Raw genomic sequence first — 24,525 nt, forward strand, 5'->3', positions numbered from 1 at the left:
GGGCTTCTGCGCGTCGTGGGCGGAGCCGTGCGCACGAACGGGGGTGCGCGCGTGCGGTGGCTGTGAGGACGATGCCATGTGATCGACTCAATGCACCAGGGCCGGTGTCACACCGTCGCGGGAGGGCACACCTCCTTGCGGGGGTGAACGGGGGGCGAAGGGTGCGCGGGGGTGCCGGGGCGGGTGGCAGGGTGAGCGACATGAACGCGGGTGACCTTGTGCGATCGGTGAAGTGGATGACCTCGTTGCGCGCGGTGGGGAGCGCCCAGGGGCTGCGGTCCGTGCGGTCGGCCTGGCGGCGGCACCGGGTGGACGCGGTGGGGCTGCCCCGGCAGGGGGCGGCGCGGGCCCGGGTGCCGGGGGTGGCGCAGGGCGCGGACCCGGAGCCGGGGGGCGGGGTGGTGCGGTTCGCCCGGTCCTCGTTGCGGGTGCGGGTGGCGGCGGGCGGCGCGGTGTTCTGCGGCTGGGACGGGGCGGTGCCGGAGCCGTCGTACGCGCTGGCGGGCGCCTGTCCGGAGGCGGACGAGCGGGCGGTGCTGGAGCCGGACACGGACGGCGGCTGGCGGGTGGTCTCGGAGCGGGTGCTGGTGGCGGTGTCCCGGCACGGCACGGTGGAGGTGCGCACGCCGGGCGGGGTGGTGCTGCGGCGCGATCTGGCGCCGCGCTGGTGGGAGCCGGCGGGCGCGGCGGCGGGCGGGCGGTGGGTGCAGCGTTCGGAGGTGGCGGCGGACGCGCGGTTCTTCGGGCTGGGCGGGCGGGCGTCGGGGCCGCGGCTGCGGGACGGCGTGTACCGGCTGTGGAACACCGATCCGGGCGGGGCGTTCGGGCCGGGGGACGACCCGCTGTACATCACGATGCCGGTGCAGCTGGTGGTGGCGGACGCGGGGACGCATCTGGTGTTCCACGACAACACCTGGGACGGCCGGGTCACGCTGTGGGAGGGCGAGGAGGGGGCGGGTTCGGGGCACGACCGGCCGGGGCGCTGCGAGACGCGGATGGACGGCGGTCCGCTGCGCTACTGGGTGATGGTGGGCACCCCGGCGCGGGTGCTGCACGGCTGGGCGGCGCTGACGGGGGGTGCGGCGCTGCCGCCGGCGTGGGCGCTGGGGTATCAGCACGCCCGCTGGGGCTTCGGCAGCGAGCGGGAGGTGCGGCGGGTGGTGAGCGGCTACCGGGAGCGGGGGCTGCCGCTGTCGGCGGTGCACCTGGACATCGACCACTACCGGGGGCACCGGGTGTTCACGGTGGACCGGGAGCGTTTCCCGGATCTGCCGGGGCTGGCGGCGGAGCTGAAGGAGGAGGGGGTGCGGCTGGTGTCGATCGTCGACCCGGCGGTGAAGGCGGAGCCGGGGCTGGCGGAGTATGACACGGGGGTGGCGGCGGGGGTGTTCGTGACGGACGCGCGGGGGCGTGAGGTGCGTGGCGAGGTGTGGCCGGGCGAGTGCGTCTTCCCGGACTTCACGGACCCGAAGGCGCGCGCGTGGTGGGGCGGGCTGTACGCGGAGCGGCTGGCGCAGGGGTTCTCCGGGGTGTGGCACGACATGAACGAGCCGGTGTCGTTCGCGGCGTTCGGGGATCCGACGCTGCCGCGCTCGGCGCGGCACGCGCTGGAGGGCCGGGGCGGCGACCACCGGGAGGCCCACAACGTGTACGGGCTGGGGATGGCCCGGGCCGGTTACGAGGGGCTGCGGGAGCTGCGGCCGGAGGAGCGGCCGTTCGTCTTCTCGCGCTCGGGCTGGGCGGGGATGCAGCGCTACGGCGGGACGTGGTCGGGGGACGTGGCGACGGGCTGGCCGGGGTTGCGGGCGTCGCTGGCGCTGGTGCTGGGCCTGGGGTTGTGCGGGGTGCCGTATTCGGGGCCGGACGTCGGGGGGTTCACGGGGTTCCCGTCGCCGGAGCTGTATCTGCGGTGGTTCCAGCTGGGCGCGTATCTGCCGTTGTTCCGTACGCACGCGGCGATCTCGGCGGGGCGGCGGGAGCCGTGGGAGTTCGGGGCGGAGGTGCTGGAGCACGCGGGGGCGGCGCTGCGGGAGCGGGCGCGGCTGCTGCCGTATTTCGTGACGCTGGCGCATCTCGCGCAGCGCACGGGAGCGCCGTACGTGCGGCCGGTGTGGTGGCGTTCGCCGGAGGACCGGGCGCTGCGGGACTGCGAGGACGCGTTCCTGCTGGGGGATTCGCTGCTGGTGGCGCCGGTGCTGGAGCTGGGGGCGGATCAGCGGGCGGTGCGGCTGCCGCGCGGCCTCTGGTACGACACGGCGACGGGCCGGGCGCACGAGGGTCCGGGGCAGATCCTTCTGGACGCGCCGTTGTCGCGCGTTCCGGTGCTGGCGCGGGCGGGGTCGGTGATCCCGGTGGCGGGTGCGGACGGGGAGGTGGAGCTGGAGGTGTGGGCGCCGGCTCCGGGGCGTACGGGGGGCGGGGTGCTCATCCGTGATGCGGGGGCGGGTGCCGGTGCCGGCGCGGAGGTGGTGCGGTTTACGACGCGGTCGCGGGGTGGGGTGGTGACGGTGGAGCGGGAGGGGTCGCGGGAGGTGGGGTATCGGGTGCGGGTGCGGGGGTGACCCCCGCGGTGAGGATGCCCCAGCCCCGCCCTTTCACCGTTTCCCGGGGCAAGCCCCCGGCCCCCCCGGAGCGGCCGTCGGGGCTCCGCCCCTGGGCCCGCGTTCCTCTTCCGCCGCGCCCCGGTAGCTGATAACCGTGGGGCATGCCGAGATTCCCTCTCCTTGCGCGGATGCTGGTCCCGCTCCTTACGGTGCTGGGCACCAGGGTGTCCGGCTCAACCGCCCACGCGGCCCCGGCCGGGGCCCAGCCGCCGCCGGGGTTCGTCGCCCTCGCCGACGTCGATCCGACGATCGTTCAGGAGATGCGGTACTTCACCCCGCACAACTTCACCGGTCACCGGATCGACGGCTACGAACGCCCGAAGTGCCTGCTCACCCGCCCCGCCGCCGAGGCGCTGCGGCGGGCGCAGCGGGTGTTGCTGCGGCAGGGGCTCTCGCTCAAGGTGTACGACTGCTACCGGCCGCAGCGCGCGGTGAACGACTTCGTGGCGTGGGCGAAGGATCTGGGCGACGAGCGGATGAAGGCGGAGTTCTATCCGCGGGTGGCCAAGTCGCGGCTGTTCGAGGACGGCTACATCGCGGCGAAGTCCGGGCACAGCAGGGGCAGCACGATGGACCTGACGATCGTGCGGCGGCCGGCGTGGCCCACGCGCCCGTATGTGCCCGGTGAGCCGCTCGTGCCGTGCTTCGCTCCCCGGTGGCAGCGTTTTCCCGACAATTCCGTGGACATGGGCACGGGTTTCGACTGCTTCGACACCCTCGCCCACACCCTCGATCCCCGGATCGAGGGCCGGCAGCGCGCCAACCGGCTGCGGCTGAAGTCGGTGATGGAGGGCGCGGGGTTCGTCAACCTCCCGGAGGAGTGGTGGCACTACACGCTGCGCGGTGAGCCGTACCCGGGCACGTATTTCGACTTCCCCGTGCGCTGACCCGTCCGGGCGTCCTCAGACCGTCGCCGGGCGGCGGGCGGTGATGCCGGTGGCCAGGGCGTGTTCGACAACGGAGACGAGGACGCGCTTCACGGAGTCGCGTTCGCGGGCGTCGCACATCACCACGGGGACGTCGGGGTCGAGGTCGAGGGCGTCGCGGACGGCTTCGGCGGAGTGGCGGGGTGCGCCGTCGAAGCAGTTGACGGCGAGGGTGAAGGCGATGCCGCGGCGTTCGAAGTAGTCGACGGCGGCGAAGCAGTCGGCCAGCCGCCGGGTGTCGGCGAGGACGACGGCGCCGAGGGCGCCCTGGGCCAGTTCGTCCCACAGGAACCAGAAGCGGTCCTGGCCGGGGGTGCCGAAGAGGTAGAGGACGAGGTCCTCGCGGAGGGTGATGCGGCCGAAGTCCATGGCGACGGTGGTGGTGCGCTTGGCCTCGACGCCCGAGATGTCGTCGACCGGGCGGCCCGCCTCGGTCAGCAGCTCCTCGGTGCGCAGGGGCCTGATCTCGCTGACGGAGCCGACCAGCGTGGTCTTGCCGACGCCGAAGCCGCCGGCGACCAGGAGCTTGAGGGTCAGCGGCTCGGTCTGCGGCCGTATTCCGCGGTCAGGGCGCCCGAAAACCATGGGATTTCCTCCGAATGCAGGGTCGGTGCGGCATGGCGCTCCCCCGTGGTCGTGCCCCCCGTGCTCCCCCTCGGTAGAGATCGTTCCGTATGGACGGCGGTCTGTTCAACCCCCTTCCGGCCCCCGGCCATGGGCCGGCCGGCCTCACAGCGCGCGCAGGCCGTCGATCACCTCGCGGAGGATGCCCGCGTCGGGCAGCTCCGCCGGCGGGACCGGGCGGGAGATGCGGACGTACCCGGCGTCGATGAGATCGCCGACCAGGACCCGGACCACGCCCACCGGCAGGTCCAGCGTGGCCGCGAGCTCCGCGATGGAGTGGGGCTCGCGGCGGGCGAGGTCGGCGATGTCGAGGTGTTCCGGCGAGAGGGTCCGGTCGGCGATCGCGTAGGCGCCGCCGGGGTGGGCCAGCAGGAACTCCTCGGCGATGACGAGCGCGATCAGGTCGAGCCGCTCCTCGGCCGGGGGCTTGGTGCGGCCCCGGGTCATCGTGTACGGACGGACCACGGGGCCCGCCGCGTCGTCGTACCACTGGGCGGTGTGCTCGTCGGCCCGCCGGGCGGTGTGCTCGCCCGCGCGCGCCCCGCCCGGGCGGGTGGCCGGACCCCACCGGCCGGTGGTCCCGGCCGTGGGCCCGGAGGGTGTCTGCCGCGGGAACGCGGTGGGGTCCTCGGTCATACCGCCGGTCACTCGCCGGCGACGCCGGTGCGCGGAGCGGTCGCCAGGTGCGCGCCCACCCGCTTGACGAGCAGCGTCATCTCATAGGCGACCTGGCCGATGTCGGAGTCGGCGTCGGCGATGACGGCCAGACAGCTGCCGTCGCCGGCGGCGGTGACGAACAGGAACGCCCGGTCCAGCTCGACCATGGTCTGGCGGACCTCGCCCGCCGAGAAGTGGCGGCCCACGCCCTTGGCGAGGCTGTGGAAGCCGGAGGCGACGGCGGCCAGGTGCTCGCCGTCCTCCTGGCTCAGGCCCTTGGAGCTGCCCTTGGCCAGACCGTCGCTGGAGAGCACCAGCGCCTTGCCGACGCTGCCGACGCGCTCGACGAGGTCGTCGAGGAGCCAGTTGAGCTCGCCGGATCCGGCGCCCGGGCGGGCCTCGCCCGTCGCGGACGGAGTGTTGCGTATCGCGGCCTGGTGTGCGGTCATCGACCGTCCCCCTCAGTTGTCGTTCCTGGTGCTGTGGTGCTCGTCGTCATCTCATTGTCCTCCCGTGCCCGTTGCCAGCCGCGCTGGAGGGCGGCCATCCTGGCCCGCACCTCCTCGGCGTCGCGGTCGGGCTCCGGGACGGGAGGGGTGCGGGGGGCTTCCGCCGGGGCGGGCTCCCGCAGCTGTGGGGCGAGGCTGGCCTGCCGGACGCGCCGGGGCAGGCCGCCGGTGGGGGTGCGCTCGTCGTGGGGGCCGTCGGCGGCCTGCTGGTGGGTCTCCTCGGGGAACACCGCCCGGCGGGCCGGGGTCCGGACGACGTGCCGGCCGCCGGTGTCCTCCCGGTCGGCCCGCGTGCCGCCCGGGGCGCTCTCGCTGAGCAGCGCCGACGGGATGAGCACGACGGCCGTGGTGCCGCCGTACGGGGAGGGCTGGAGGGAGACGCGGACGCCCTGGCGGCGGGCGAGCCGGCCGACGACGAACAGGCCGAGGCGGTCGGTGTCGGACAGCTCGAACTCGACAGGATCGGCGAGGCGGAGGTTGGCCTCCAGCAGCGCGTCGGCGCCCATGCCCAGGCCCCGGTCGTGGATCTCCAGCGCGAAGCCGTTGGGGACGCGCTCGCCGAGGACGTGGACGGCGGTGTGGGGCGGTGCGAAGACGGTGGCGTTCTCGAGGAGCTCGGCGAGGAGGTGGGTGAGGTCGGCGACGGCGGGGCCGTCGAGGGCCAGCCGCGGCAGCCGGCGCACCTCGATCCGCTCGTACGCCTCGACCTCGCCGACGGCGGCCCGGACGACGTCCATCAGCGGGACGGGCTTACGCCACTGCCGGGAGGGGGCGGCGCCGGAGAGGATGACCAGGCCCTCGGCGTGGCGGCGCATCCGGGTGGTGAGGTGGTCGAGGCGGAAGAGGTCGGCGAGGTGGTCGGTGTCCTCGGTGCGGCGTTCCATGGCGTCGAGCAGGGTCAGCTGACGGTGCAGCAGGATCTGGTTGCGGCGGGCGAGGTTGACGAAGACGTCGGAGACGCCGCGCCGCAGGTCGGCCTGTTTGACGGCCGCCTCGACGGCGGCCCGCTGGAGGGTGTCGAGGGCCTGGCCGACCTGGCCGAGCTCGTCGGTCCCGCGGGCGATCCGGGGCACCTCGGCCTCGACGTCGACGCGCTCGCCCGCCGCGAGGCGGCGCATCACGGCCGGCAGCCGGACGCCCGACGCCTCGTGGGCCTCCTTGCGCAGTCGGTGGAGGTCCTTGACGAGGCCCCGTCCGACGCGGAAGGAGATGACGACGGTGCAGACGAAGGCGATCAGGCCGAGGATCCCGGCGACGACGGCCTTGGTGATGACGCCGAGGGCGACGGGCCGCACCCGGGCGCTGAAGCGGTCGATGGCCTCGGTGCTCATCCGGCCGAGGTCGTCGAGGACGGGCGTGACGGTGCTCTGCCAGCGCCGGGCGTCGATGGTGTGGGGGGCCCGGGCGGAGCCGGCGAGGACGACGGTGTCCTCGGTGGCGCGCAGCGCCTCGGCGTTGGTGCCGCGCCAGTAGTCCTCATAGGTCTTCTGCTCGGCGACGGGCAGCACGGCGAGGTGGGTGTTGTAGAGGGTCCGGCGTTCGGCGATGTGATCGGAGAACGCGCGTAGATCCTGACGGCTCATGCTGCCCGCCGCGAGGGCGGCGGCCAGCAGGGCGTCCTCGCGGGCGACGGCCTCGCGGGCGCGGCCCAGGCCCACCATGGCGCGGCTCTGCCGGTCCGTCTCGGCGTCCTGGAGGGCGGCGAGGCTGCCGAGGAAGTCGTAGTAGGGCTCGATGATGTCGTTGTAGGCCTGGAAGGCGGCGTAGCGGGTGAGGTCGGCGTCCTCGGCCTTGCGGCGCAGGCCGGGGAGCCCGTCGAGGGACTTCTCCAGGATGCCGAAGCGCCGGGCGGCGGTGGCGCTCATGTCCTCGCGCACGTCGCCGTGGATGCCGGCGCGGAAGGCGGCGACCGCCTTGTCGGTGGCGCGCTGCTCGGCGCGCAGTTCGTCGAGGACGTCGGCGCGGCCGGGGTCGGCGAGGTGGACCAGGGTCTGCCGGCGCTCCTTCTGGAGGGTGCGGATCATGTCCCCGGCGGGGTAGCCGACGGTCCGCATGACATCGGCGGCCTCCATCAACTGGACGGCCTCGTTGCCGGTGATGACGGTGGCGAAGACCCACAGGCCGGTCAGGGACACCAGGGGCACCAGGAGCAGCGCCACGATCTTCCGGCGGATCGACTTCCCGCGAAAGCGCATGGCCTCCCCTACGTCAACCCCGGCGCACGGGGATGGTGTTCCGACGGATCGTGGCGACAGATCGTGGCGACAGTGATGCGCCGTGAGCCTACTACTGCGAAGTACCCGGCTCGAAGGCCAGTACGTCCGGGGCACATCGGTCCGGCCGGATTTCTCCCCGTTCCGTGGGAACCTTCCGGGCGTCCCGTTCGCTCTTCCCTTACAGGGGAGGCGGGGCTGTTCCGGGCGCTTCGGGAGAACCCGTGCGGGGCAGCCACAGGGGGAGGTGAGCCGCCATGGACCTGGAACGTGACGTCTCGTCCCATGAATCGGGCGCGCGCAGGCCCTTGTGGGTCGAGGAGCCGGCGCGCAGGCCGCGTATGCCCGATCCGGTGCGTTCGTCCGCCGTGCGGGCGGTCCTCGTCATCGCGGGGACGCTGGAGGTGACCACGGTGACGGTGCTGTTCGGCCTCGCCGGCACGTGGCTGGTCCTGCCGGCCGTGCTGTGCGCGGTGGCGGGGACGGTGGCCGCGACGTGGGCGGTGCTCGATGTGTGGGTGACGCGGCAGGTGTGGCTCCAGCGGCACGGTGTGGTGTCCGTGCCGAGCAGTTCGGCGCGGGCCATGCGTAAGGCACGGCGGGCACGCTTTCCGGGGGCGGTCAGCCCGGAGGGGCCGTAGGCCGACGACCACAGGTCGTCGGCCCACGGGCCGGGTCAGGCGTGTGCCGCCTCCGCCGTGTCGTCCGCCGGGCGGACGTACATGCGCGTGGCCGTGATCTCGCCGTGCACCTTCTCCGCCTCCGGGTCCTGGGGCTGCGGAAGGCCCGGGCGCAGGTGCTCCTCGACGCTGATGTACTTCAGGCCCGCCCGCAGGTCCGCGTCGTTGCGCAGCCGGATGACCAGCGGGAACTCGGCGAGGGCCGTCGTGTCGAACAGGCCGGTGGTGTAGAGCAGCTGGACGCCCAGCGCGTCGGCGACGGCCCGCTGGAGCTCCAGCAGGTACGTGGCGTTGGCGCGGCCGATGGGGTTGTCGAGGAACAGCGTGCCCGCGTGCGCCTGCTTGTCGCGGCCCCGGTCGTTGCTGCGCAGCGCCGCCATGGTGCAGTACAGCGCGATGGCGGCGGTCAGCAGCTGGCCGCCGGAGAACACGTCGCCCATCTGCCGGACCGGCACGCGCTCGGCGCGCAGCACGGCGTCCGGCTTGAGGATCTCCACGGCCACGCCGCGCGGCAGCAGCGCCGCCTGCACACCGCGCAGCAGCAGCGACATGCCGTCGCGGCGCAGGTCGGAGTTCTTCTTGACGGCGGAGCGGGTCGCCTCGTCGATGACCTCGCCGAGCCGCTCGGTGAGCGTGGCCTGGTCGGGGTCCTCGAAGCGGATGCGCAGGAACTCCTGTCCGGACCACTCCCCCAGGCCCTCGGGCAGCCGGGAGAGACGCTGCGCGGAGCGCAGGGTGGTCAGCGAGGACTCCACCAGCCCGCGCAGCCGGTCGACGATGCTGTCGCGGTTGCGCTCCAGCTGCTCCAGCTCGTCGGTGAGGACGCGCAGGCGGGGCGCGAAGGCCTCGGCCCAGGCGGTGGCGTGCTCGGGCAGGGCGGCGGCGGGCAGTTCGCGGATCTGCTGGCGTGCGGGGGTGCGCACGTGCTCGTAGCGGGTGGAGTTGGCGTGCCGGACGAGCACGTCGCTCGCCTCGCGGACGGCGGCCTCGGCGGCCGACAGGTCGCCCGCGCAGCCGCGCAGGGAGCGCCGGCTCTCGGCGGCGGCCTGCCGGGCCTCCTCCAGCGTCCCGGTGTACGGCTCGGGCTGCTCGGCGTCGTCCTCGCCGGTGTTGTCGCGCAGCAGGTCGCGCAGGAGCGCGGCCGTGTCGTCGAAGCCGGTCGCGGCGTCCTCGGCGGCGCGGTGGGCGCGCAGCAGGTCGCCGTGGGCGGTGCGGGCGGCCTCCAGGGCCTCCGTGCGGGCGGTGAGCTCGCCGGTGGCGGTGCGCAGCAGCTCCTTGGCCCGCTCGGCGCCGTCGGGCACGAGCTCCTCGGGGAGCTCGGTGTGGGCCTCGCCGTCGGCGGGGGCGAGGCGCTCGGCCTCGCCGCGCAGCCGGCCGAGCTGCTCGCTGGCGGCGGACGCGCGGGACTCCAGCATCGTCACGAGCGATTCGGCGCGGGCGGCGGCGGCCTGGCGGGACGGGCCGTCGGCGCCGTCGGTGCCCTCCAGGAGCTGGGCGGCGCGGGTGCGCACCTTGTTGGTGAGGCGGTCGAGTTCGGCGCGGGCGGCGGTCTCGTCGCTCTCGGCGCGGGCCTGTTCGGCGCGCAGGTCGGCGCCGACGCCGACCTTCTCGTAGAGCTGGGAGGCGGCGCGGTAGGCCTCGCGGAGGGCGGGCAGGGAGGCGGTGGGGGCGTCGGCGGCCTCGGCGACGTCGTCGGGGGCGCCGGCGATCTCCGCGCGCTCGGCGCGCAGGGCGCGGGCGGTGCGGTGGGCGTCGTCGGCCGCGCGCTGGGCGGCGCGGCGGTCCTCGTCGGCGGCGCGGGCCCGGTCCACGCAGATCTCGGCGCGCTCCTCGGCCTCGGCGGCCTCCTCGGCCAGTTCGCGCAGCCTGCTCTGCCAGGTGGCGCGCTCGCGCAGCCGGTAGGCGAGGCCGGCGAGGGCGTCGGCGACGCGGCGGGCGCGCTGGGCGGTCTCCTGGCGCTCGTCGCGCTCCCGGGCCGCCTCGGTGGCGGCCTGGTCGGCCTCGGCGCGGGCGGTACGGGCCTCGGCCAGGGTGTCCTGGGCGGTGTCGGCGGCGGCGCGGCAGCGCCCGGCCTCGGCGGCGAGCTCGGCGAGCCGCCCGGCGGGGCAGCCGGCGCGCCAGGACGAGAGGCGGGCGGCGAGCGTGCGGTCGCCGGCGAGGCGGGCCGCGACGGTCCGGATCTCCTCGTCGCGGGCCAGGGCCCGCTCGCGCAGGGCGTGCCGCTCCTCGTCGGCGGCGCGCTCGTCGTGCATGGCCGGGTTCGGCGGGACGAGGAACACGCCGTCGCCGGCCTCGCCCTCGGGGGCGGGCGCGAGCAGCGCGGCGGCGGTGCCGACGGCCACGGCCGAGCGCGGCAGCAGGGAGGCCGCGCCGAGCACCTCGCGGGCCCGGGCGTGCGAGTCGGTGTCGGTGATGACGACGCCGTCGACGAGCTCGGGGCGGGCGGCCAGGACGGCCGCGTGCCGGGCCGGGTCGACGGACTGGGCGAGGTAGCGCCAGCCGGGCAGGGCGGGGATGCCGTGCTCGCCGAGGTACTCGACGGCGGCCAGCACGTCGGGGCCGGCCGGCAGCAGTCCGCCGTCGCCGAGGGCGCCGAGGATGCGGGAGTCGTCGGCGGCGGCGGTGCGCAGGTCGAACAGCTGCCGTTCGGCGGCGGCGACGTTCTCGTCGAGCAGCTCGCGCAGGGCGTCGGCGCTGCGGTCGAGCTCCTCGGCGGTGAGCGCCCCACCGGGCGCGCTGCCGGGTGCGCTGCCGCGCCGGGTGCCGCCGCTGTGCGCGGTGCCGGGTGCGCTGCCGTGCGCGGCGTCCGCCGGGAGCGGCCCGCCGGGCTCGCCCGGCACGAGGCCGTCGCCGGCGCTGCCGGGCGCGGCGCCCGTACCGGCGGGCGTGCCAGTATCCGTGCCCCGGGCGCCGGAGGCGCCGCGTTGCCCCGGGACCTGCCCGGAGGGCTGGGGCTCGGGCAGGCCGAGGAGTTCGGCGAGGCGCCGGTCGGCGCCGATGGACTCCGCCGCCCGGCGCTCGGCGTCGTGGGCGGACTCCGCCGCCGTCGCCGCGTCCGCGGCGCGTGCGGCGGCGAGCTCGGCGCGGCCCTCGGCCGCGGCGGCCTCCTTCGCGCGCTCGGCGGCCTGCCGGGCGCTCTCGCGGGCGGCCTCGTAGGCGGCGACGGCCGGCTTCTCGGCGTCGCTGGCGGCGAGCGCGGCACGGGCCGGGTCGGCGTCGGGGCCGCTGTCGTCGATCCAGCCGGCGCGGACCGCCTCGGCGGTCTCCTGCTCGACCTCGGCGAGACGCTGGCGCAGATGGCCCGCTTCGCTGCGGGCACGCTGGGCCTCGGTGGCGGCCGACGTGGCGTCCCGGTGGGCGGCCTCGCCGGCCTCCTGGAGGGTGGCGGACCGTTCCTCCATCTCGTCGGCGAGCCGCTCGCCCTGCTCGGCGGCGGTGTTCAGGGCCCGGACCAGCTCGGCGGCGGCCAGCGAGCGGGCGGCCAGCGCCGGGGCGGCGTCCCGCTCGGCCTCGTGGATGGCGGCGGCGACGCGCGCGGAGCGGTCGGCGGCGGCGCGGTGGCGCAGCACGGTCTCGGCGGCCTGCCAGGCGGAGTGCAGCGTACGGGCGTCGTTGAGCTCGCGGCGCTGGGCGGCGGCGGCCTTCTCGGCGGCGGCCAGCGCCAGGGAGGCGTGGCGGTAGGCGAGTTCGGCGGCGACCAGGGAGGCGCGGCCGCGCCCGGTCTCGGCGTCGGTGACGGCGTGCGCGGCGGCGGCGACCCGCTCGGCGAGCTCGACGGCGCGGCCGCGCTCCTCGGCGCCGCGCGCGGACAGCCGGCGGGCGAGGAGGCGGGTGCGGCGCTCGGCGCCGGTGTGGACGCCCCGGGCCCGGTCGCGCTGCTCGGCGGCCTCCGCGATCCGGGTGAGGAGGTCGAGGGAGCCGGCGGTGAAGTCCCGTTCGGCGGTCAGCTCGGCGCGGCGGCCCAGCTTGTGGGCGAAGCCGTGCACCAGGTCGGCGAGGCCGTCGGTGTCCCGGGTGTCGGTGACCGCGCGCAGCAGCAGATCGGTGAAGTCGGAGTCGTTCTTGACGGCGAAGAGGCCGGCGGCCTCGCCCTCGTCGGCGTTCATCTCGCGCTGGTAGCGGAACAGCTCGGGGTCCAGGCCCAGCTCGCCGAGGTGCTCGTTCCAGCGCTCGTGGATCTCCTCCCACACCACGTCCAGGTTGGGGTAGGCCTTGCCGGCCTCGGTGAGGGCGTCGCGGAAGCCCTTCATGGTGCGGCGGCGGCCCCGGGCGCCGGAGGCGCCGTCCGCCTTGGGGCGCATCGCGGTGGACTCGGCGACGGGCAGCGAGTCCAGGCTGAGGCCGGGGCCGGGCCGGAAGGAGTACCAGGCCTCGGCGAACTTGCGGGGGTCGTTGGAGACCTGGCGGCCGCGCCACTCGCTGACCTTGCCGACGACGACGCTCTCGCCGGTGAGGACGTGCTGCCACTCCAGGGCGACGTGGCCGCAGTCGTCGGCGAGGAGGAACTTGCGGAGCACGCCGGAGCTGGCGCCGCCCAGGGTGTTGCGGTGGCCCGGCAGCATCACCGAGAAGATCAGCTTGAGGAGGACGGACTTGCCGCCGCCGTTCTCCAGGAAGAGCACGCCGGCGGGCGCGGGGCGGCGCGGCGGGCCGACGGGCTCGTCCTGGAAGAACTCCGCCTGCGTGGGCGCGGGGTTCGGCACCGGAGCGCCGACCCCGCGCAGGTCCAGCACGGTGTCGGCGTAGCGCGCGCCGGCGGGCCCGATGGAGTAGAGGCGGACCCGGGACAGCTCGTACATGGCGGCGGACTCTCGTTTGCTTGTCTCTGGTTGACGGTTGGGGCGGTTCGGCGGCTACGCGTGGAAGGGCAGGCCCGCGTCGGCGACCAGTTCGAGGTCGTCGGTGTCGTCCGGCGGGAGCAGGGTGGGGGTGCCGTCCCCGACGGGGACGACGCCCAGCTCCAGCAGCTCGGCCATGGCGGCGGTGCCGGCCATGTCGCGGACCTGGAGCTGGTAGCGGGCGGTGGTGCGGAAGGCGCCGCCCGCGTCGTCGCCGGTGCGCTGGAGGAAGCCGGAGTCGACGAGGAAGGCGACGGCCTTGGCGATGATGCCGGTGGTGGACCCGGCGAGGCGGCGGGCGTCCTTGGTGGCGCCGGTGGCGCTGCGGCGCGCGTAGACCCGCCAGGCGGCCTCCAGGCCGGGGGCGTCGCTGGTGGGGTCGGTGTTCTCGCCCTGCTCGGCGGCCCGCTCCTCCAGCCGGCGGCACGCCTGGCGGACGAACGCGTCGATGCCGTTGACGGTGACGCGGCCGATGTAGCCGTCGTCGGCGAGGTCCTCGGGGCGGGGGAAGGCCATGGCCGCGACGGCGAGGTGGGCGAGGCCGTGGAGGAAGCGGTCGCCGGAGTCGACGGTGGCCCGGCGGGCGTAGTCGCCCATGCGGACGGCGAAGACGGAGTCCTCGGCGGCGGTGACGGCCATGCCGGCGCGGGTGGAGACCTCCAGCACGACGAGCCCGAGCCCGGCGGCCACGGCGTCGGCGAGGCGCGCGAACGCGGGGTCGTCGCGGTGCCGGCGCAGCAGGTCGGCGTACTCGGCGTCGCGGGCGGGCTGGAGCTTGGGCTGGAGGCCGAAGGCGATGAGGCGGGCGGCGTCGGCGGCGTCGGCGGGGGTCACCTGGGCGGTGCCGCTCGCCGCGGGGGGTTCGCCGGTGCCGGGCTCTTCGGCCGGGGCCTCGGCGTCGTACTCAGTCACGTTCGCTTGCTCCTGCTGGGGGTCCATGGGGGTGGGGTTCGCTCGCCGCCCGAGAGGCTCACGACGCCTCCGCGCGGTCCGCCGCCATGCTCGCCGCGTCCAGGAGGGCCTTGCCGACGATGAGGTCGGCGCCGCCGAACTCGGGGTCGTCGAGCGGCGTGCCGTCGTCGACGGCGAAGAGCAGGGACTGCTCCCCCTGGCGGTAGGCCGTGCCGACGGAGGGGCTGGCGGCGTGGACGGCCAGGAGGGCGACGAGGTAGGGCAGTTCGGGGTCGCGGCGGCGGGCCTCGGCGAGCAGGCCGGAGAGGCGGCGCGGCGCGTCGGCGGGCAGGTCGAGCAGCTCCAGGGCGCTCGCCAGCTGCTCCTCGCTGAAGCGGCTGTCGTCGGGCGTCTCGACCAGGTCCGGCTCGGGCATCTCCGCGCCCAGGTGCTCGCGCTCGACGGGCGGCGTCAGCAGCATCTCGACGAGGTCGCCGACCCGTACCGAGGCCGGGACGCGCAGGCCCGTGCCCCGGGCGAAGAAGGCGTCGGTGACCCGGCCCGCCCGCTCCAGGGGCAGCCGCAGCACGGGGGCCAGGAGCTGGCCGTAGAGGTCGAGGCCGGCGTGGGCGGCGGGGGTGGCGAAGGCCTGCCGGTCCTGCTCGGCGCGGAAGAGCGGCCCGGCCTCCAGGAGGCGGGACTGGAGCTGGGTGTGCCGGCGGATGCAGTCCTTGACGATGTCGACGAGCTCGGCGGCGCGCCGCTTGTGCTCGGCCGTCTTCGGGTCGACGGCGGCCTCGGCCTCGTCGCGCGCCTTGCGGATGTTGGTGAGGATCGCGTTCTCGTGGCGGTAGCGGTCGGCGACGTGGTCGAGCGCCTCGGCAATCATGTCGGGGACGGCCTGGAGCCAGTCGACGGCGCGGACGTTGCGCCGGGTGGCGTCGAGGGTCTTGCGGAGGGTCTCCGCGTACTGCACGGTGCGGTAGCGGGCCTGCTCGGCGGCGAGCTGGGCGTCGGCGAGCCGGCCCCGGCTGATGAGGACCTCCAGCTTGACCTCGGCGGCGATCTGCGCGCTGGTGACGTCCGTGTCGAGGGCGCCGACCAGGACGTTGACGGCCTCGTCGGTGGTGCGCAGGAAGACCGTGCCGCCGGGCCCGGGGACCTCCTCGACGAGCTTGAAGTCGTAGTCCCGCCTGACGTACGCGCCGTCGGCGCCGAACGTGCCGTAGACGGCGCGGAAGCCCCGGTCGACGCTGCCGACGTTGATGAGGTTCTCCAGGACCCAGCGGGCGACGCGCTCGTGCTCGGCGGCCGGCCGCTCGGGGGCCTGCGCGGCGACGCGGGGCTGGAGCCTGGCCACTATCTGCTCGTGGTCGGCCCCGGTGTCGAAGTCCATGTTGAGCGTGACGAGGTCGATGGCGGCCAGCGCCACCTCCGCCATGGCGTAGACGCCGAACTCCCCCGCGAGGTTGGCCTTGCGCACGTCGAGGTCGTGCAGCGGCGCGGTGCAGGCGAGCGCGCGCAGCCGGCGGGCCAGGCCCTCGTCGGCGGCCGGGCCCGGGGCCGGCCGGGAAGGCCCGTTGAGCTGGGGCGGAACGGCCGCCGGGGCTGCAGAAGTCACGTCGCACAGAGTAGGCGGTCGCACCGACAACGGACGAAACGGCACGGGGGTCGCCCGGCCGCGGGCCCACCAGTCTAGGGCGGGGCCCGACAGAGGCGGACGGCGGCCCTCCGGCTGCGTCCGTCAGACGGTGTACCGCCCGCCAGACCGTCTACCACCTACCGCCCACCGCCGGTCAGACCGCGAAAACGGACATGATGCCTATATTGCAGCCGAGCAGGACGAACGCCGTGGGCAGCTGGGCCTTGATGGGCCCGTACTGGTCCGTCAGCTCCAGGAGGGCGGCCGGGATCAGGTTGTAGTTCGCCGCCATGGGGGTGACCAGCGCGCCGCAGAAGCCCGCGAGCATGCCGACGGCGAGGACGGCGGCGGCGTTCCCGTGCGCCTGCTCCACGAGGACCGGCCAGCCGACGGCGGCGGTCATCACGGGGAAGGCCGCGAAGCCGTTGCCCATGACGGCGGTGAAGAGGAACATGCCGCAGCAGTAGACGACGACCGCGAGGAACACCGAGCCCTCCGGCAGGACGGCCGCGGTGAGGCGGCCCACCTGCTTGCCGACGCCCGCGTCGGCGAAGATGGCGCCGAGCGTGGCGAGCATCTGTGGCAGCAGCATGGCCCAGCCCGCGGACTCCAGCATCGAGCGCCCCGCGTGCAGCGGTACGGACAGCCGCCGCTCACGCAGCATCACCATGCCGAGGACGAGCGCGACGACGGCGCCGACGCCCAGCCCCAGGACCGTCTCGCTGCCCTTCTGGAGGACCGGCTGCCCGCCGACGGACAGTCGCTTCAGCCCGACCGCGCACACCAGGGCGACGGCGGGAATGGCGAGGGCGGGCACGAAGAGCGCGTTGCCGTGCCGCCGAGCGCCGGCCGCCCGCCGCTCGGGGCCGGCGGTGCGGGGCGTACCCCGGCCGGTGAGGCCGAAGCCGGCCAGGCAGGCCATGACGAGGACGGCGGCGCCCAGCGGTTCGGGTGGGGCGCTGCCGTCGGCCACCCAGGTGCCGTAGCAGAAGCCCGCGCCGAGCAGGCCCCAGAAGGCGGCGGTGCCCAGGCGCCGGGGGTTGGTGCGGTCGGCGAGCATCTGGGCGGACATCGCCAGGAGGACGCCGCCGACGAGCCAGTAGAACCACTCCGCCTTGATCACTTGGCCGCGCCCTCCGGTTCCCTGTGGGATATCGGCGGGTGCGCGAGGGCGCGGTCCAGGCGCAGCAGCCGCCAGCCGTGGACGGCGAGGGCGCACAGCGCGGTGGGCACGGCCCACAGCGCGAGGTCCAGCGGCTCCAGCCGGGTGTGGTAGGTGGTGTTGACGAATCCGGTGATCAGCAGGATCGAGCCGACGGCGAGGAAGACGTCCTCGCCGAAGAAGAGGCCGACGTTGTCGGCGCTGGCGGCGTACGAGCGCACCTTCTCCCGCGCGCCGGCGGACAGCGGCCCGTGGCGGCGCTCGGCCGCGCCCTCCGCCATGGGCGCGGCGAGCGGGCGGACGGTCTGGGCCTGCCCGAAGACGCCGTTGAGCCCGAGGGCCGCAGTCAGCTGCCGCAGCAGGAGGTAGAGGGCGAGGAAGCGGCCGGCGGTGAGCCCGGCGAAACGGCCTATCAGGTGCCGGGCCCGCTCCTGGAGGCCGTGGCGCTCCAGCAGGCCGATGACGGGGAGGGTGATGACGAAGACGGTCACCGCGCGGCTGGAGGCGAAGCCGGTGCCGAAGTCGGCGAGGATCCGCTGCGGCGACAACCCGCCCAGCAGTCCGGTGACGATGCCGGCCGCGCCGACCACCAGCAGGGGGTTGCGTCTCGTGGCGAAGCCCGCCACGACCACGAGGACGCCCAGGAGTACGAGCATGCGTGGGGGCCTTCCGCATTCTCGGACCTCACTCGATCAGGTGAGGCGACTGCGGAGGACGCTAAGATATTGTTCAACAATCCTCAATAGGTGACGCCGAATCAGCCGAATCGGTCGGTGAACAGGCGCCGCCGAACCGGATATCCGTCGAGCCCGTGGGGGAGTCCATGGCACGGAACACCGCTTCCGGCGCCCAGCGCGCCGCCGCGGCGCTGCGCGACCGGATCGAGGACGGGCAACTGCCGCCCGGCACCCAGCTGTCGGAGGAGGCGCTGGGGCGGGAGCTCGGGGTGTCCCGCAACACGCTGCGCGAGGCGTTCCGGCTGCTCGTCCACGAGAACCTCGTCGTCCACCTCCTCAACCGCGGGGTGTTCGTCCGGGTCCTGGAGCCCGTCGACGTCGCGGACATCTACCGGATGCGGGCGGCCCTGGAGACCGCCGGCGTACGGGCCGCCGCCGGCGCCCCGGCCGCCGCACGAAGGGCCGTCACGGCCGCCGTGGCCGAGGCCGAACGGGCCGCCGCCGACGGCGACTGGCGGCGGGTCGGCTCGGCGGACCTGCGCTTCCACCGGGCGCTCGCCGCGCTCGCCGGCAGCGTCCGCGTCGACACGGCGATGGACCGTCTGCTGGCCGAACTGCGGCTGGCCTTCCACGAGATGCCCTCGCCCCGGCGCTTCCACGAACCGTTCGTCGCCCGCAACCGCTCGATCGCCCGGCTGCTGGCGGAGGGCGCCCATGAGCGCGCCGAGGCGGAGCTGACCACCTATCTGGACGACGCGCTGGCGATCGTCCTCGACGCGATGAGGGAGACCGACCGATGACGCCGATGGACCTCAACGCCGACCTCGGCGAGGGCTTCGGACGCTGGCGACTGACCGACGACGACGCCCTGTTGTCGGTCGTCACCAGCGCCAACGTGGCCTGCGGCTTCCACGCGGGCGACCCCTCCACCATGCGGTGGGTGTGCGAGCGCGCCGCCGAGCGCGGGGTGCGCGTGGGGGCCCAGGTCTCCTACCGCGACCTCGCGGGCTTCGGCCGCCGTGCCATGGACGTGCCCCCGGACGAACTCGCCGACGAGATCACCTATCAGATCGGCGCGCTGCGCGTCTTCGCCCGGGCCGCCGGGACGGACGTGACGTATGTGAAGCCGCACGGCGCGCTCTACAACCGCGTGGTCACCGACGCCGAGCAGGCCGAGGCCGTCGTGAACGGGGTGCTGCGCGCGGGCGGGGCGCTGCCCGTCCTGGGCCTGCCCGGGTCACGGCTGCACGAGGCGGCCGGGCGCGCCGGACTGCCGGTCGTCGCCGAGGCGTTCGCCGACCGCGCCTACACCGCGCGCGGCACGCTCGTGCCGCGCCGGGACGCGGGGGCGGTGGTCCACGACGCGGACGCGGTCGTCGCCCGGTCCGTCCGTATCGCCCGGGATGCCGACGTCACCGCGCTCACCGGTGAGGACGTCGCCGTCCGGGCGCGTTCGCTGTGCGTCCACGGCGACACCCCGGGGGCGGCGCTGCTGGCCCGGCGGGTGCGCGAGGCGCTCGAGACGGCGGGCATAGCGGTGGAGGCGTTCGCGTGAGTTCCACCGATGGCATCCCGCTCGACGGCCGTGCGCGGCGCGTCCTGCCCGTCGGGCGGCACGCGCTGCTCGTGGAGGTCGCCACCGCCGAGGAGGCCCAGGCCCTCCACGCCGAACTGCTGCGGCGCCGCGACGCGGGCGCCCTGCCGCCCGTTCGCGAGATCGTGCCGGCGGCCCGGACCGTGCTGCTGGACGGGCTCGCCGACCCGCGCGGCCTCGCCGCCGCGCTGCCCCACTGGGACGTACCACCCGTCGCCGCCGCCGACGCGCCGCTCGTCGTGCTGCCCGTCCGCTACGACGGGGCCGACCTCGCGGAGGTCGCCGCGCTGTGGGGGATGAGCGAGGACGAGGTGGTGCGCGTTCATTCCGGCATCGAATTCCGCGTCGCCTTCTGTGGTTTCGCGCCGGGATTCGGCTACCTCACCGGCCTTCCGGAGCGGCTGCACGTGCCGCGCCGGGCCACGCCGCGCACCTCCGTGCCCGCCGGCGCGGTCGGGCTGGCCGGCCCGTACACCGGCGTCTACCCGCGCTCCTCCCCCGGCGGCTGGCAGATCATCGGGCGGACGGACGCGGCGCTGTGGGACCCGGAACGGGAGCCCGCGGCGCTGCTCGCGCCCGGGACGCGGGTCCGCTTCGAGGAACGGGGGCGACGGCCGTGAACGCTCTCACCGTCGTGCGGGCCGGGGCGCTCACCACCGTCCAGGACCTGGGCCGGCCCGGCCACGCCCACCTCGGCGTCCCGCGTTCCGGAGCCCTCGACGAGCCCGCCCACCGGCTCGCCAACCGCCTGGTCGGCAACCCCGTCGAGCACGCCACGCTGGAGACGACCCTCAGCGGCTGCGCCGTACGGGCCGACGCGGCCGTGACCGTCGCCGTGACGGGCGCGCCGTGCCCGGTACGGGTCGGCGGGCGGCCGGTGGCGTGGGGCGCGCCGGTGCGGGTGCCGGCGGGGGCGGTCCTGGAGGTGGGCGCCGCCACGGCGGGGCTGCGCTCGTACGTGGCCTTCGCGGGCGGGGTCGCGGTGCCGCCGGTGCTGGGCAGCCGGTCGCGGGACCTGCTGTCGGGGCTGGGCCCGGAGCCGCTCTCCGACGGCGCCCGGCTGCCGCTGGGGGCGCCGTCCGGGGCACCGGCGGGCGTGGACGCCGTGCCGTGCGGGGCGCTGCCGCTCGGCGAGCTCGTCCTGCCGGTCGTTCCGGGGCCACGGGCGGACTGGTTCGCGCCGGAGGCGGTGGGGGTGCTGGCGGGGGGCGGTTTCCGGGTGTCGTCCGCGAGCAACCGCATCGGGCTGCGGGTGGACGGGCCGGGGCTGCCGCGGGTCCGGGGCGGTGAGCTGCCGAGTGAGGGGCTGGTGCGGGGGGCTGTGCAGGTGCCCCCCGATGGGCGGCCGGTCGTCTTCCTGGCCGACCACCCGACGACGGGGGGCTACCCCGTCATCGGCGTCGTCCCCGGGCCGTCCCTCCCGGGCGCGGCCCAGTCCCCGCCGGGGACGCCGATCCGCTTCGTCCTGCGGAGGGGGTGACCTGGCAGCCGTGGGTGGTGGGAGGGTGCCCGCCCTCCCGACCGTTCCGCGAGGACCTCGCGGTAGTGGTCGAGGAGCTGGTCGCCGATCGCGGTCCAGGTGCGGGTCAGGACCGTGGCGCGCCCGGCGCGCCCGTAGGCGTCGCGGGTGCCGCGCGCGGCCTCGAGCGTGAGGACCGCGTCGAGGAGGGCCTCGGGGTCGCGGGGGCGGACCAGTAGTCCTGTCCGGGCGTGGTCGATGAGGTCGAGGGGGCCGCCCACCGCCGGTGCGATGACCGGGACGCCGCTGGCCTGGGCCTCCTGGATGGTCTGGCAGAACGTCTCCTGGGGGCCGGTGTGCACGAAGACGTCCAGCGAGGCGAAGACGCGGGCGAGTTCGTCGCCGGTGCGGGTGCCGAGGAAGCGCGCCCCGGGCAGCAGGGAGCGCAGCCGTGCCGCGTGCGGGCCGTCGCCCGCGATGACGACGCGGACGCCGGGCAGGGCGCAGACGGGGGCCAGTAACTCCACGCGCTTCTCGGGCGCGAGCCGCCCCACGTAGCCGACGATCAGCTCGCCGCCGGGCGCGAGCGCGCGCCGCAGTTCCAGGTCGCGCCGGGCGGGGTGGAAGCGCTCGGAGTCCACGCCGCGCCGCCACAGCCGGATCCGGGGCACCCCGTGCGCCACCAGGTCGCGGACGGCCGCGGCGGAGGGCGCGAGGGTGCGGTCGGCCGCGCCGTGGATGGCCCGCAGCCGGTGCCAGGCGTAGGTCTCGCCCGCGCCGACGTAGGTCCGGGCGTAGCCGGCGAGGTCGGTCTGGTAGACGGCGACGGCCGGGGTCCCCAGGCGCCCGGCGGCGCGCAGGGCGCGGGCGCCGAGGACGAAGGGGCTCGCGAGGTGGACGACGTCGGGCCGGTGGGCGCCGATCGCGGCGGCCAGCCGCCGGCCCGGGAGCGCGACGCGGACCTGCGCGTAGCCGGGCAGCGGGACGGACCGTACGCGGACGACCGGGCAGGGGGCGGACGCGCCGGCCCCGGGCTCCGTGCCCCGGGGCGCGGCGGGGGCCACGACCAGCGGTTCGTGGCCGCGCAGCACGAGGTGCCGGGCGGTCTGCCAGGCGCAGTGCGCGACGCCGTTGACGTCGGGCGGAAACGATTCGGTGACGATGACGACACGCATACGGCTGTTGTCGGCGTTCCGCACGCCCGACGGGCCACGTGGATCTTTCCGCCCGGGAAACGTCCCGTGAGCGTCAGGTCGGTCCCTCAGTCCATGCCGCGGATGATGTGGGACTCGGCGGCCTCGGCGCCCTCCGGATCGTCCTCGGCGGGCGGGGGTGCCGCCTTGTCGGGGGCGTCGGGGATCGTGCGGGCGCGCGTGCGCTCCTCGGTTCCTGCGGACTCTTCCACGGTGGGTCGCCTCCCCCTGCCGTTCGGTTCTGACCCGTAAGCCTTCCCCCTTCTCTCGCCCGATACACCGCCCATTTAGGTGAATTAAAGGGTAATTGGGGTAAAATGACACTAGTCCGAACCCTCAGGGAAAGAAGGTGGCTGACGTGACCGCCCCTACGTCGCCCCGGATCGAAACCCACCCCGACATCCTGGCGCTGCGCGCCCACTCCGAGGAGACGACGGCGGCTCCCGCCGCCCAGGCCGTCGAGGCCCTCGCGCTCCTCAGCGGCGTCTATCTGGCCGCCTCGCCATGGATTGTGGGCTTCAGCTTCGCCACCAACCTGGCCATCAACAATCTGATCGTGGGCATAGCCTTCGCATGCCTGGTCGGAGGTTTTGGCTCCGCCTACGAACGCACCCACGCGATGAGCTGGGCCGCCGTCGGCCTGGCCGTCTGGACGATCGTCTCCCCATGGGTCGTCGCGGGCCACACCCTGGTCACCGCCTTCATCACCCGCGCCATCGTCAGCAATGTCATCATCGGCGCCGTGTGCTGCGTGGTCGCCCTCGCCTGCGCCCGCATGGGCCTCGTCAAGGGCACCCTGGGCAAAGACGCTCTCGGCAGGGGCACCCCGGGAGGCCGCCGCTGACCCCCGCCCTTCCCCCTCGCCCTCGACGCCCCGCCGCCCGCTGCCCCGGACGGCGGGGCCGTCGTCATTCGCCCTGCTGGGCGGGCCCGGTGACGGCGGGGGCGGCGGCGGGCGCGGCCGCCTCCGCGCCGGGGCGCGCGCCCTCGACGGGCTCCCCCGCCTCGCCCGGGACGCCCCCACCCGTAACGGCCTCGCCGGAGACGGCCCACCCCGACGGCCCGTCGAGCGCCCGCCGCGCCCGCTTGCGCAGCTCGGTGTTCATGTCTCTGCGAATCCGTCGGATGATCTGATCCATATCTGGCATACGGGGGACGCTAGAACCCGCCCGATCACAACACCCCGCAGGCCAGGGCGTATTCACCCGCTCGGATGAATACTCAGGTGATCTTCCGGGGTCGTGGCTACGGCGGGCGGGAACTGGCAATGCTCCCCTCCCCCGATCGGCCCACGGATCCCAAGAGGTGCCAGGCGATGACGACCGTACGCGCAGCCACTCGTGAGCTGTTGCGGTCCCGCGGAGCGACGACGGTGTTCGGCAACCCGGGCTCCACCGAGCTCCCCTTCCTCCAGGACTTCCCCGAGGACTTCCGGTACGTCCTCGGTCTCCAGGAGGCCGTGGTCGTGGGGATGGCCGACGGCCACGCCCAGGCCACCGGGCGGACGGCCCTGGTCAATCTCCACAGCGCGCCCGGGGTGGGCAACGCCATGGGGGCGATCGTCACGGCGGCCGCCAACCGCACGCCGATGGTGGTGACGGCGGGGCAGCAGGTGCGCGCCATGATGACCTTGGAGGCGCCGCTGACCAGCGTCGACGCCACCCTCCTGCCGCGCCCCGCCGTGAAGTGGGCCTACGAGCCGCCGCGCCCCCAGGACGTGCCGGCCGCGCTCGCCCGGGCGTTCCACATCGCCGAGAGCGCGCCGCGCGGCCCGGTGTTCCTCTCCCTCCCGATGGACGACTTCGACGTCGAACTCGACGCCGCCGAGGCCCGGGCCGCCCGGCACGCCGCCGCCCGCCGGGTCGGCGGGGCCGCCCAGGCGGACCGCGCCGAGGTCGAGGCGCTCGCCCGCAAGCTGATGACGGCGGTCGATCCCGTGCTGGTGACGGGCGGCGCGGTGGACGCGGAGGGGGCGTGGGACGCCGTCGTGGCGCTCGCCGAGCGGCGCGGGCTGCCCGTGTGGGCCTCGTCGGCCGAGGGGCGCGTGGGCTTCCCGGAGACCCACCCGCTCTACCAGGGCGTCCTGCCCCCGGCCATCGGGCCGCTGGCGCAGACCCTCGCCGGGCACGATCTGGTCCTGGTGGCCGGCGCGCCCGTCTTCCGCTACCACCCCTGCGTCCCCGGCCCGTTGCTCCCCGAGGGCACCGAGCTGACGCTGCTCACCAGCGACCCCGGCGAGGCCGCCCGGGCACCCGTCGGCGACGCGCTCGTGGCGGGGCTGCGGCCCACCCTCGAGCTGCTGTGCGAGCTGGTGGACAAGCGCGTGGACGACGAGGCCGCGCACCGCGCCGGCGACGCCCCCGTCGAGATCCCGGAGGCCGACGGGGAACCGATGTCGGCGTCCATCGCGCTCGCCGCCATCGCCGGCGCGGCCCCCGCCGACACCGTGTGGGTCCACGAGTCGCCCTCCACCGTCCAGGCGTTCCGCGACCACGTCCGCGTCGACCGGCCCGGCTCCTTCCTGACCGCGACGGGCGGCGGCCGGGGCTTCGGCCCGGCGGCCGCCTACCGGGTGCCCGTCACGTTCGTGGTCCCCGCCAGCCGCGAGTACGCGGCCCTCAGGTCGTTCGGCCGCTTCGCGAACGCCCCGGACGTCCCCGGGCTCGACCTGTGCGCGCTGGCGCGCGGTTACGGGGTGCCCGCGCACCGGGCGACGGACCCCGCCCACCTCGCGGAGCTGGTCGGCGCCGCCACGGCCGGCCAGGACGGGCCCGTCCTCATCGAGGCCCCCGTGACCGGCGTGCCGCCCGTCCTCTGACACGTCCCGCTCCCGGTGCCGCGCGCGGCGGCGTCCGTC

General features: G+C 75.6%; 20 protein-coding genes and 1 pseudogene. 9 read left to right on the plus strand and 12 right to left on the minus strand.

Going from position 1 to position 24,525, the window contains the following annotated elements; genetic code table 11:
* Positions 1–200: 200 nt before the first annotated feature.
* On the plus strand, positions 201–2,561 hold the full coding sequence (locus tag EKH77_RS04825) for a glycoside hydrolase family 31 protein (protein ID WP_126913196.1): 2,361 nt from the start codon (positions 201–203) through the stop codon (positions 2,559–2,561).
* A 143-nt stretch (positions 2,562–2,704) separates the two neighbouring features.
* Complete coding sequence (locus EKH77_RS04830; RefSeq protein WP_126913197.1) at positions 2,705–3,490, plus strand: M15 family metallopeptidase; 786 nt, start codon at positions 2,705–2,707, stop codon at positions 3,488–3,490.
* Between the two features lie 15 nt (positions 3,491–3,505).
* Here EKH77_RS04830 and EKH77_RS04835 read toward each other — a convergent pair whose 3' ends face one another.
* The 4 genes from EKH77_RS04835 to EKH77_RS04850 all read right to left on the minus strand — a co-directional run bounded on the left by EKH77_RS04835 (position 3,506) and on the right by EKH77_RS04850 (position 7,514).
* Positions 3,506–4,114: a GTP-binding protein gene (locus EKH77_RS04835; protein WP_126913198.1), complete on the minus strand. Its 609-nt coding sequence runs from the start codon at positions 4,112–4,114 to the stop codon at positions 3,506–3,508.
* A gap of 144 nt (positions 4,115–4,258) precedes the next feature.
* Positions 4,259–4,618, minus strand: a complete 360-nt coding sequence (locus EKH77_RS04840) for a DUF742 domain-containing protein (RefSeq protein WP_240667694.1) — start codon at positions 4,616–4,618, stop codon at positions 4,259–4,261.
* 179 nt (positions 4,619–4,797) lie between these two features.
* Positions 4,798–5,259, minus strand: a complete 462-nt coding sequence (locus EKH77_RS04845) for a roadblock/LC7 domain-containing protein (protein ID WP_126913200.1) — start codon at positions 5,257–5,259, stop codon at positions 4,798–4,800.
* Positions 5,256–7,514, minus strand: a complete 2,259-nt coding sequence (locus EKH77_RS04850) for a sensor histidine kinase (protein WP_126913201.1) — start codon at positions 7,512–7,514, stop codon at positions 5,256–5,258. The genes EKH77_RS04845 and EKH77_RS04850 overlap by 4 nt, the downstream gene beginning before the upstream one ends.
* A gap of 275 nt (positions 7,515–7,789) precedes the next feature.
* Here EKH77_RS04850 and EKH77_RS04855 point away from each other — a divergent pair.
* A pseudogene (locus EKH77_RS04855) lies at positions 7,790–8,134 on the plus strand (hypothetical protein); the annotation flags it as partial.
* A gap of 74 nt (positions 8,135–8,208) precedes the next feature.
* Here EKH77_RS04855 and EKH77_RS04860 read toward each other — a convergent pair.
* From EKH77_RS04860 to EKH77_RS04880, 5 genes are all read right to left on the minus strand, one after another.
* Positions 8,209–13,011: a hypothetical protein gene (locus EKH77_RS04860; protein ID WP_126913202.1), complete on the minus strand. Its 4,803-nt coding sequence runs from the start codon at positions 13,009–13,011 to the stop codon at positions 8,209–8,211.
* Positions 13,012–13,065: 54 nt separating this feature from the next.
* Complete coding sequence (locus EKH77_RS04865; protein ID WP_126917882.1) at positions 13,066–13,884, minus strand: hypothetical protein; 819 nt, start codon at positions 13,882–13,884, stop codon at positions 13,066–13,068.
* A gap of 136 nt (positions 13,885–14,020) precedes the next feature.
* The gene (locus tag EKH77_RS04870) at positions 14,021–15,562 is read right to left on the minus strand and encodes a hypothetical protein (RefSeq protein ID WP_126913203.1); all 1,542 of its coding nucleotides are present in this window, start codon (positions 15,560–15,562) and stop codon (positions 14,021–14,023) included.
* 175 nt (positions 15,563–15,737) lie between these two features.
* The gene (locus tag EKH77_RS04875) at positions 15,738–16,706 is read right to left on the minus strand and encodes a DUF979 domain-containing protein (RefSeq protein ID WP_126913204.1); all 969 of its coding nucleotides are present in this window, start codon (positions 16,704–16,706) and stop codon (positions 15,738–15,740) included.
* On the minus strand, positions 16,703–17,401 hold the full coding sequence (locus tag EKH77_RS04880) for a DUF969 domain-containing protein (RefSeq protein ID WP_126913205.1): 699 nt from the start codon (positions 17,399–17,401) through the stop codon (positions 16,703–16,705). Before EKH77_RS04880 ends, EKH77_RS04875 begins: the two co-directional genes overlap by 4 nt.
* Before the next feature lie 167 nt (positions 17,402–17,568).
* On the opposite strand from EKH77_RS04880, the gene EKH77_RS04885 reads away from it, so the two are divergent.
* From EKH77_RS04885 to EKH77_RS04900, 4 genes are read left to right on the plus strand one after another with little or no spacing between them, the layout of a single operon-like run.
* A complete protein-coding gene (locus tag EKH77_RS04885; RefSeq protein ID WP_126913206.1) occupies positions 17,569–18,222 on the plus strand; it encodes a GntR family transcriptional regulator in 654 nt (217 codons plus the stop codon).
* Positions 18,219–18,977: a LamB/YcsF family protein gene (locus tag EKH77_RS04890; protein ID WP_126913207.1), complete on the plus strand. Its 759-nt coding sequence runs from the start codon at positions 18,219–18,221 to the stop codon at positions 18,975–18,977. Before EKH77_RS04885 ends, EKH77_RS04890 begins: the two co-directional genes overlap by 4 nt.
* Positions 18,974–19,636, plus strand: a complete 663-nt coding sequence (gene pxpB, locus EKH77_RS04895) for a 5-oxoprolinase subunit PxpB (RefSeq protein WP_240667225.1) — start codon at positions 18,974–18,976, stop codon at positions 19,634–19,636. Before EKH77_RS04890 ends, pxpB begins: the two co-directional genes overlap by 4 nt.
* Positions 19,633–20,496 (plus strand): biotin-dependent carboxyltransferase family protein, encoded by an 864-nt coding sequence (locus EKH77_RS04900; RefSeq protein ID WP_126913208.1) that lies wholly within the window; start codon positions 19,633–19,635, stop codon positions 20,494–20,496. Before pxpB ends, EKH77_RS04900 begins: the two co-directional genes overlap by 4 nt.
* Here the strand turns inward: EKH77_RS04900 and EKH77_RS04905 are convergent.
* The gene (locus tag EKH77_RS04905; protein WP_126913209.1) at positions 20,400–21,650 is read right to left on the minus strand and encodes a glycosyltransferase family 4 protein; all 1,251 of its coding nucleotides are present in this window, start codon (positions 21,648–21,650) and stop codon (positions 20,400–20,402) included. The two genes, EKH77_RS04900 and EKH77_RS04905, sit on opposite strands and share 97 nt — an antisense overlap.
* A gap of 86 nt (positions 21,651–21,736) precedes the next feature.
* On the minus strand, positions 21,737–21,880 hold the full coding sequence (locus EKH77_RS32905) for a hypothetical protein (RefSeq protein ID WP_164737740.1): 144 nt from the start codon (positions 21,878–21,880) through the stop codon (positions 21,737–21,739).
* A 146-nt stretch (positions 21,881–22,026) separates the two neighbouring features.
* Here EKH77_RS32905 and EKH77_RS04910 point away from each other — a divergent pair, with 146 nt between their 5' ends.
* Complete coding sequence (locus EKH77_RS04910) at positions 22,027–22,512, plus strand: SPW repeat protein (RefSeq protein ID WP_126913210.1); 486 nt, start codon at positions 22,027–22,029, stop codon at positions 22,510–22,512.
* Positions 22,513–22,576: 64 nt separating this feature from the next.
* Here EKH77_RS04910 and EKH77_RS04915 read toward each other — a convergent pair whose 3' ends face one another.
* A complete protein-coding gene (locus EKH77_RS04915; RefSeq protein ID WP_126913211.1) occupies positions 22,577–22,774 on the minus strand; it encodes a hypothetical protein in 198 nt (65 codons plus the stop codon).
* Between the two features lie 209 nt (positions 22,775–22,983).
* Between EKH77_RS04915 and mdlC the strand changes: the two genes are divergently transcribed.
* Positions 22,984–24,486 (plus strand): benzoylformate decarboxylase, encoded by a 1,503-nt coding sequence (mdlC, locus tag EKH77_RS04920; RefSeq protein ID WP_126913212.1) that lies wholly within the window; start codon positions 22,984–22,986, stop codon positions 24,484–24,486.
* Positions 24,487–24,525: the final 39 nt, after the last annotated feature.

Origin of the sequence: Streptomyces luteoverticillatus (genome assembly GCF_003970715.1) — a bacterium.
GTDB lineage: Bacteria > Actinomycetota > Actinomycetes > Streptomycetales > Streptomycetaceae > Streptomyces > Streptomyces abikoensis.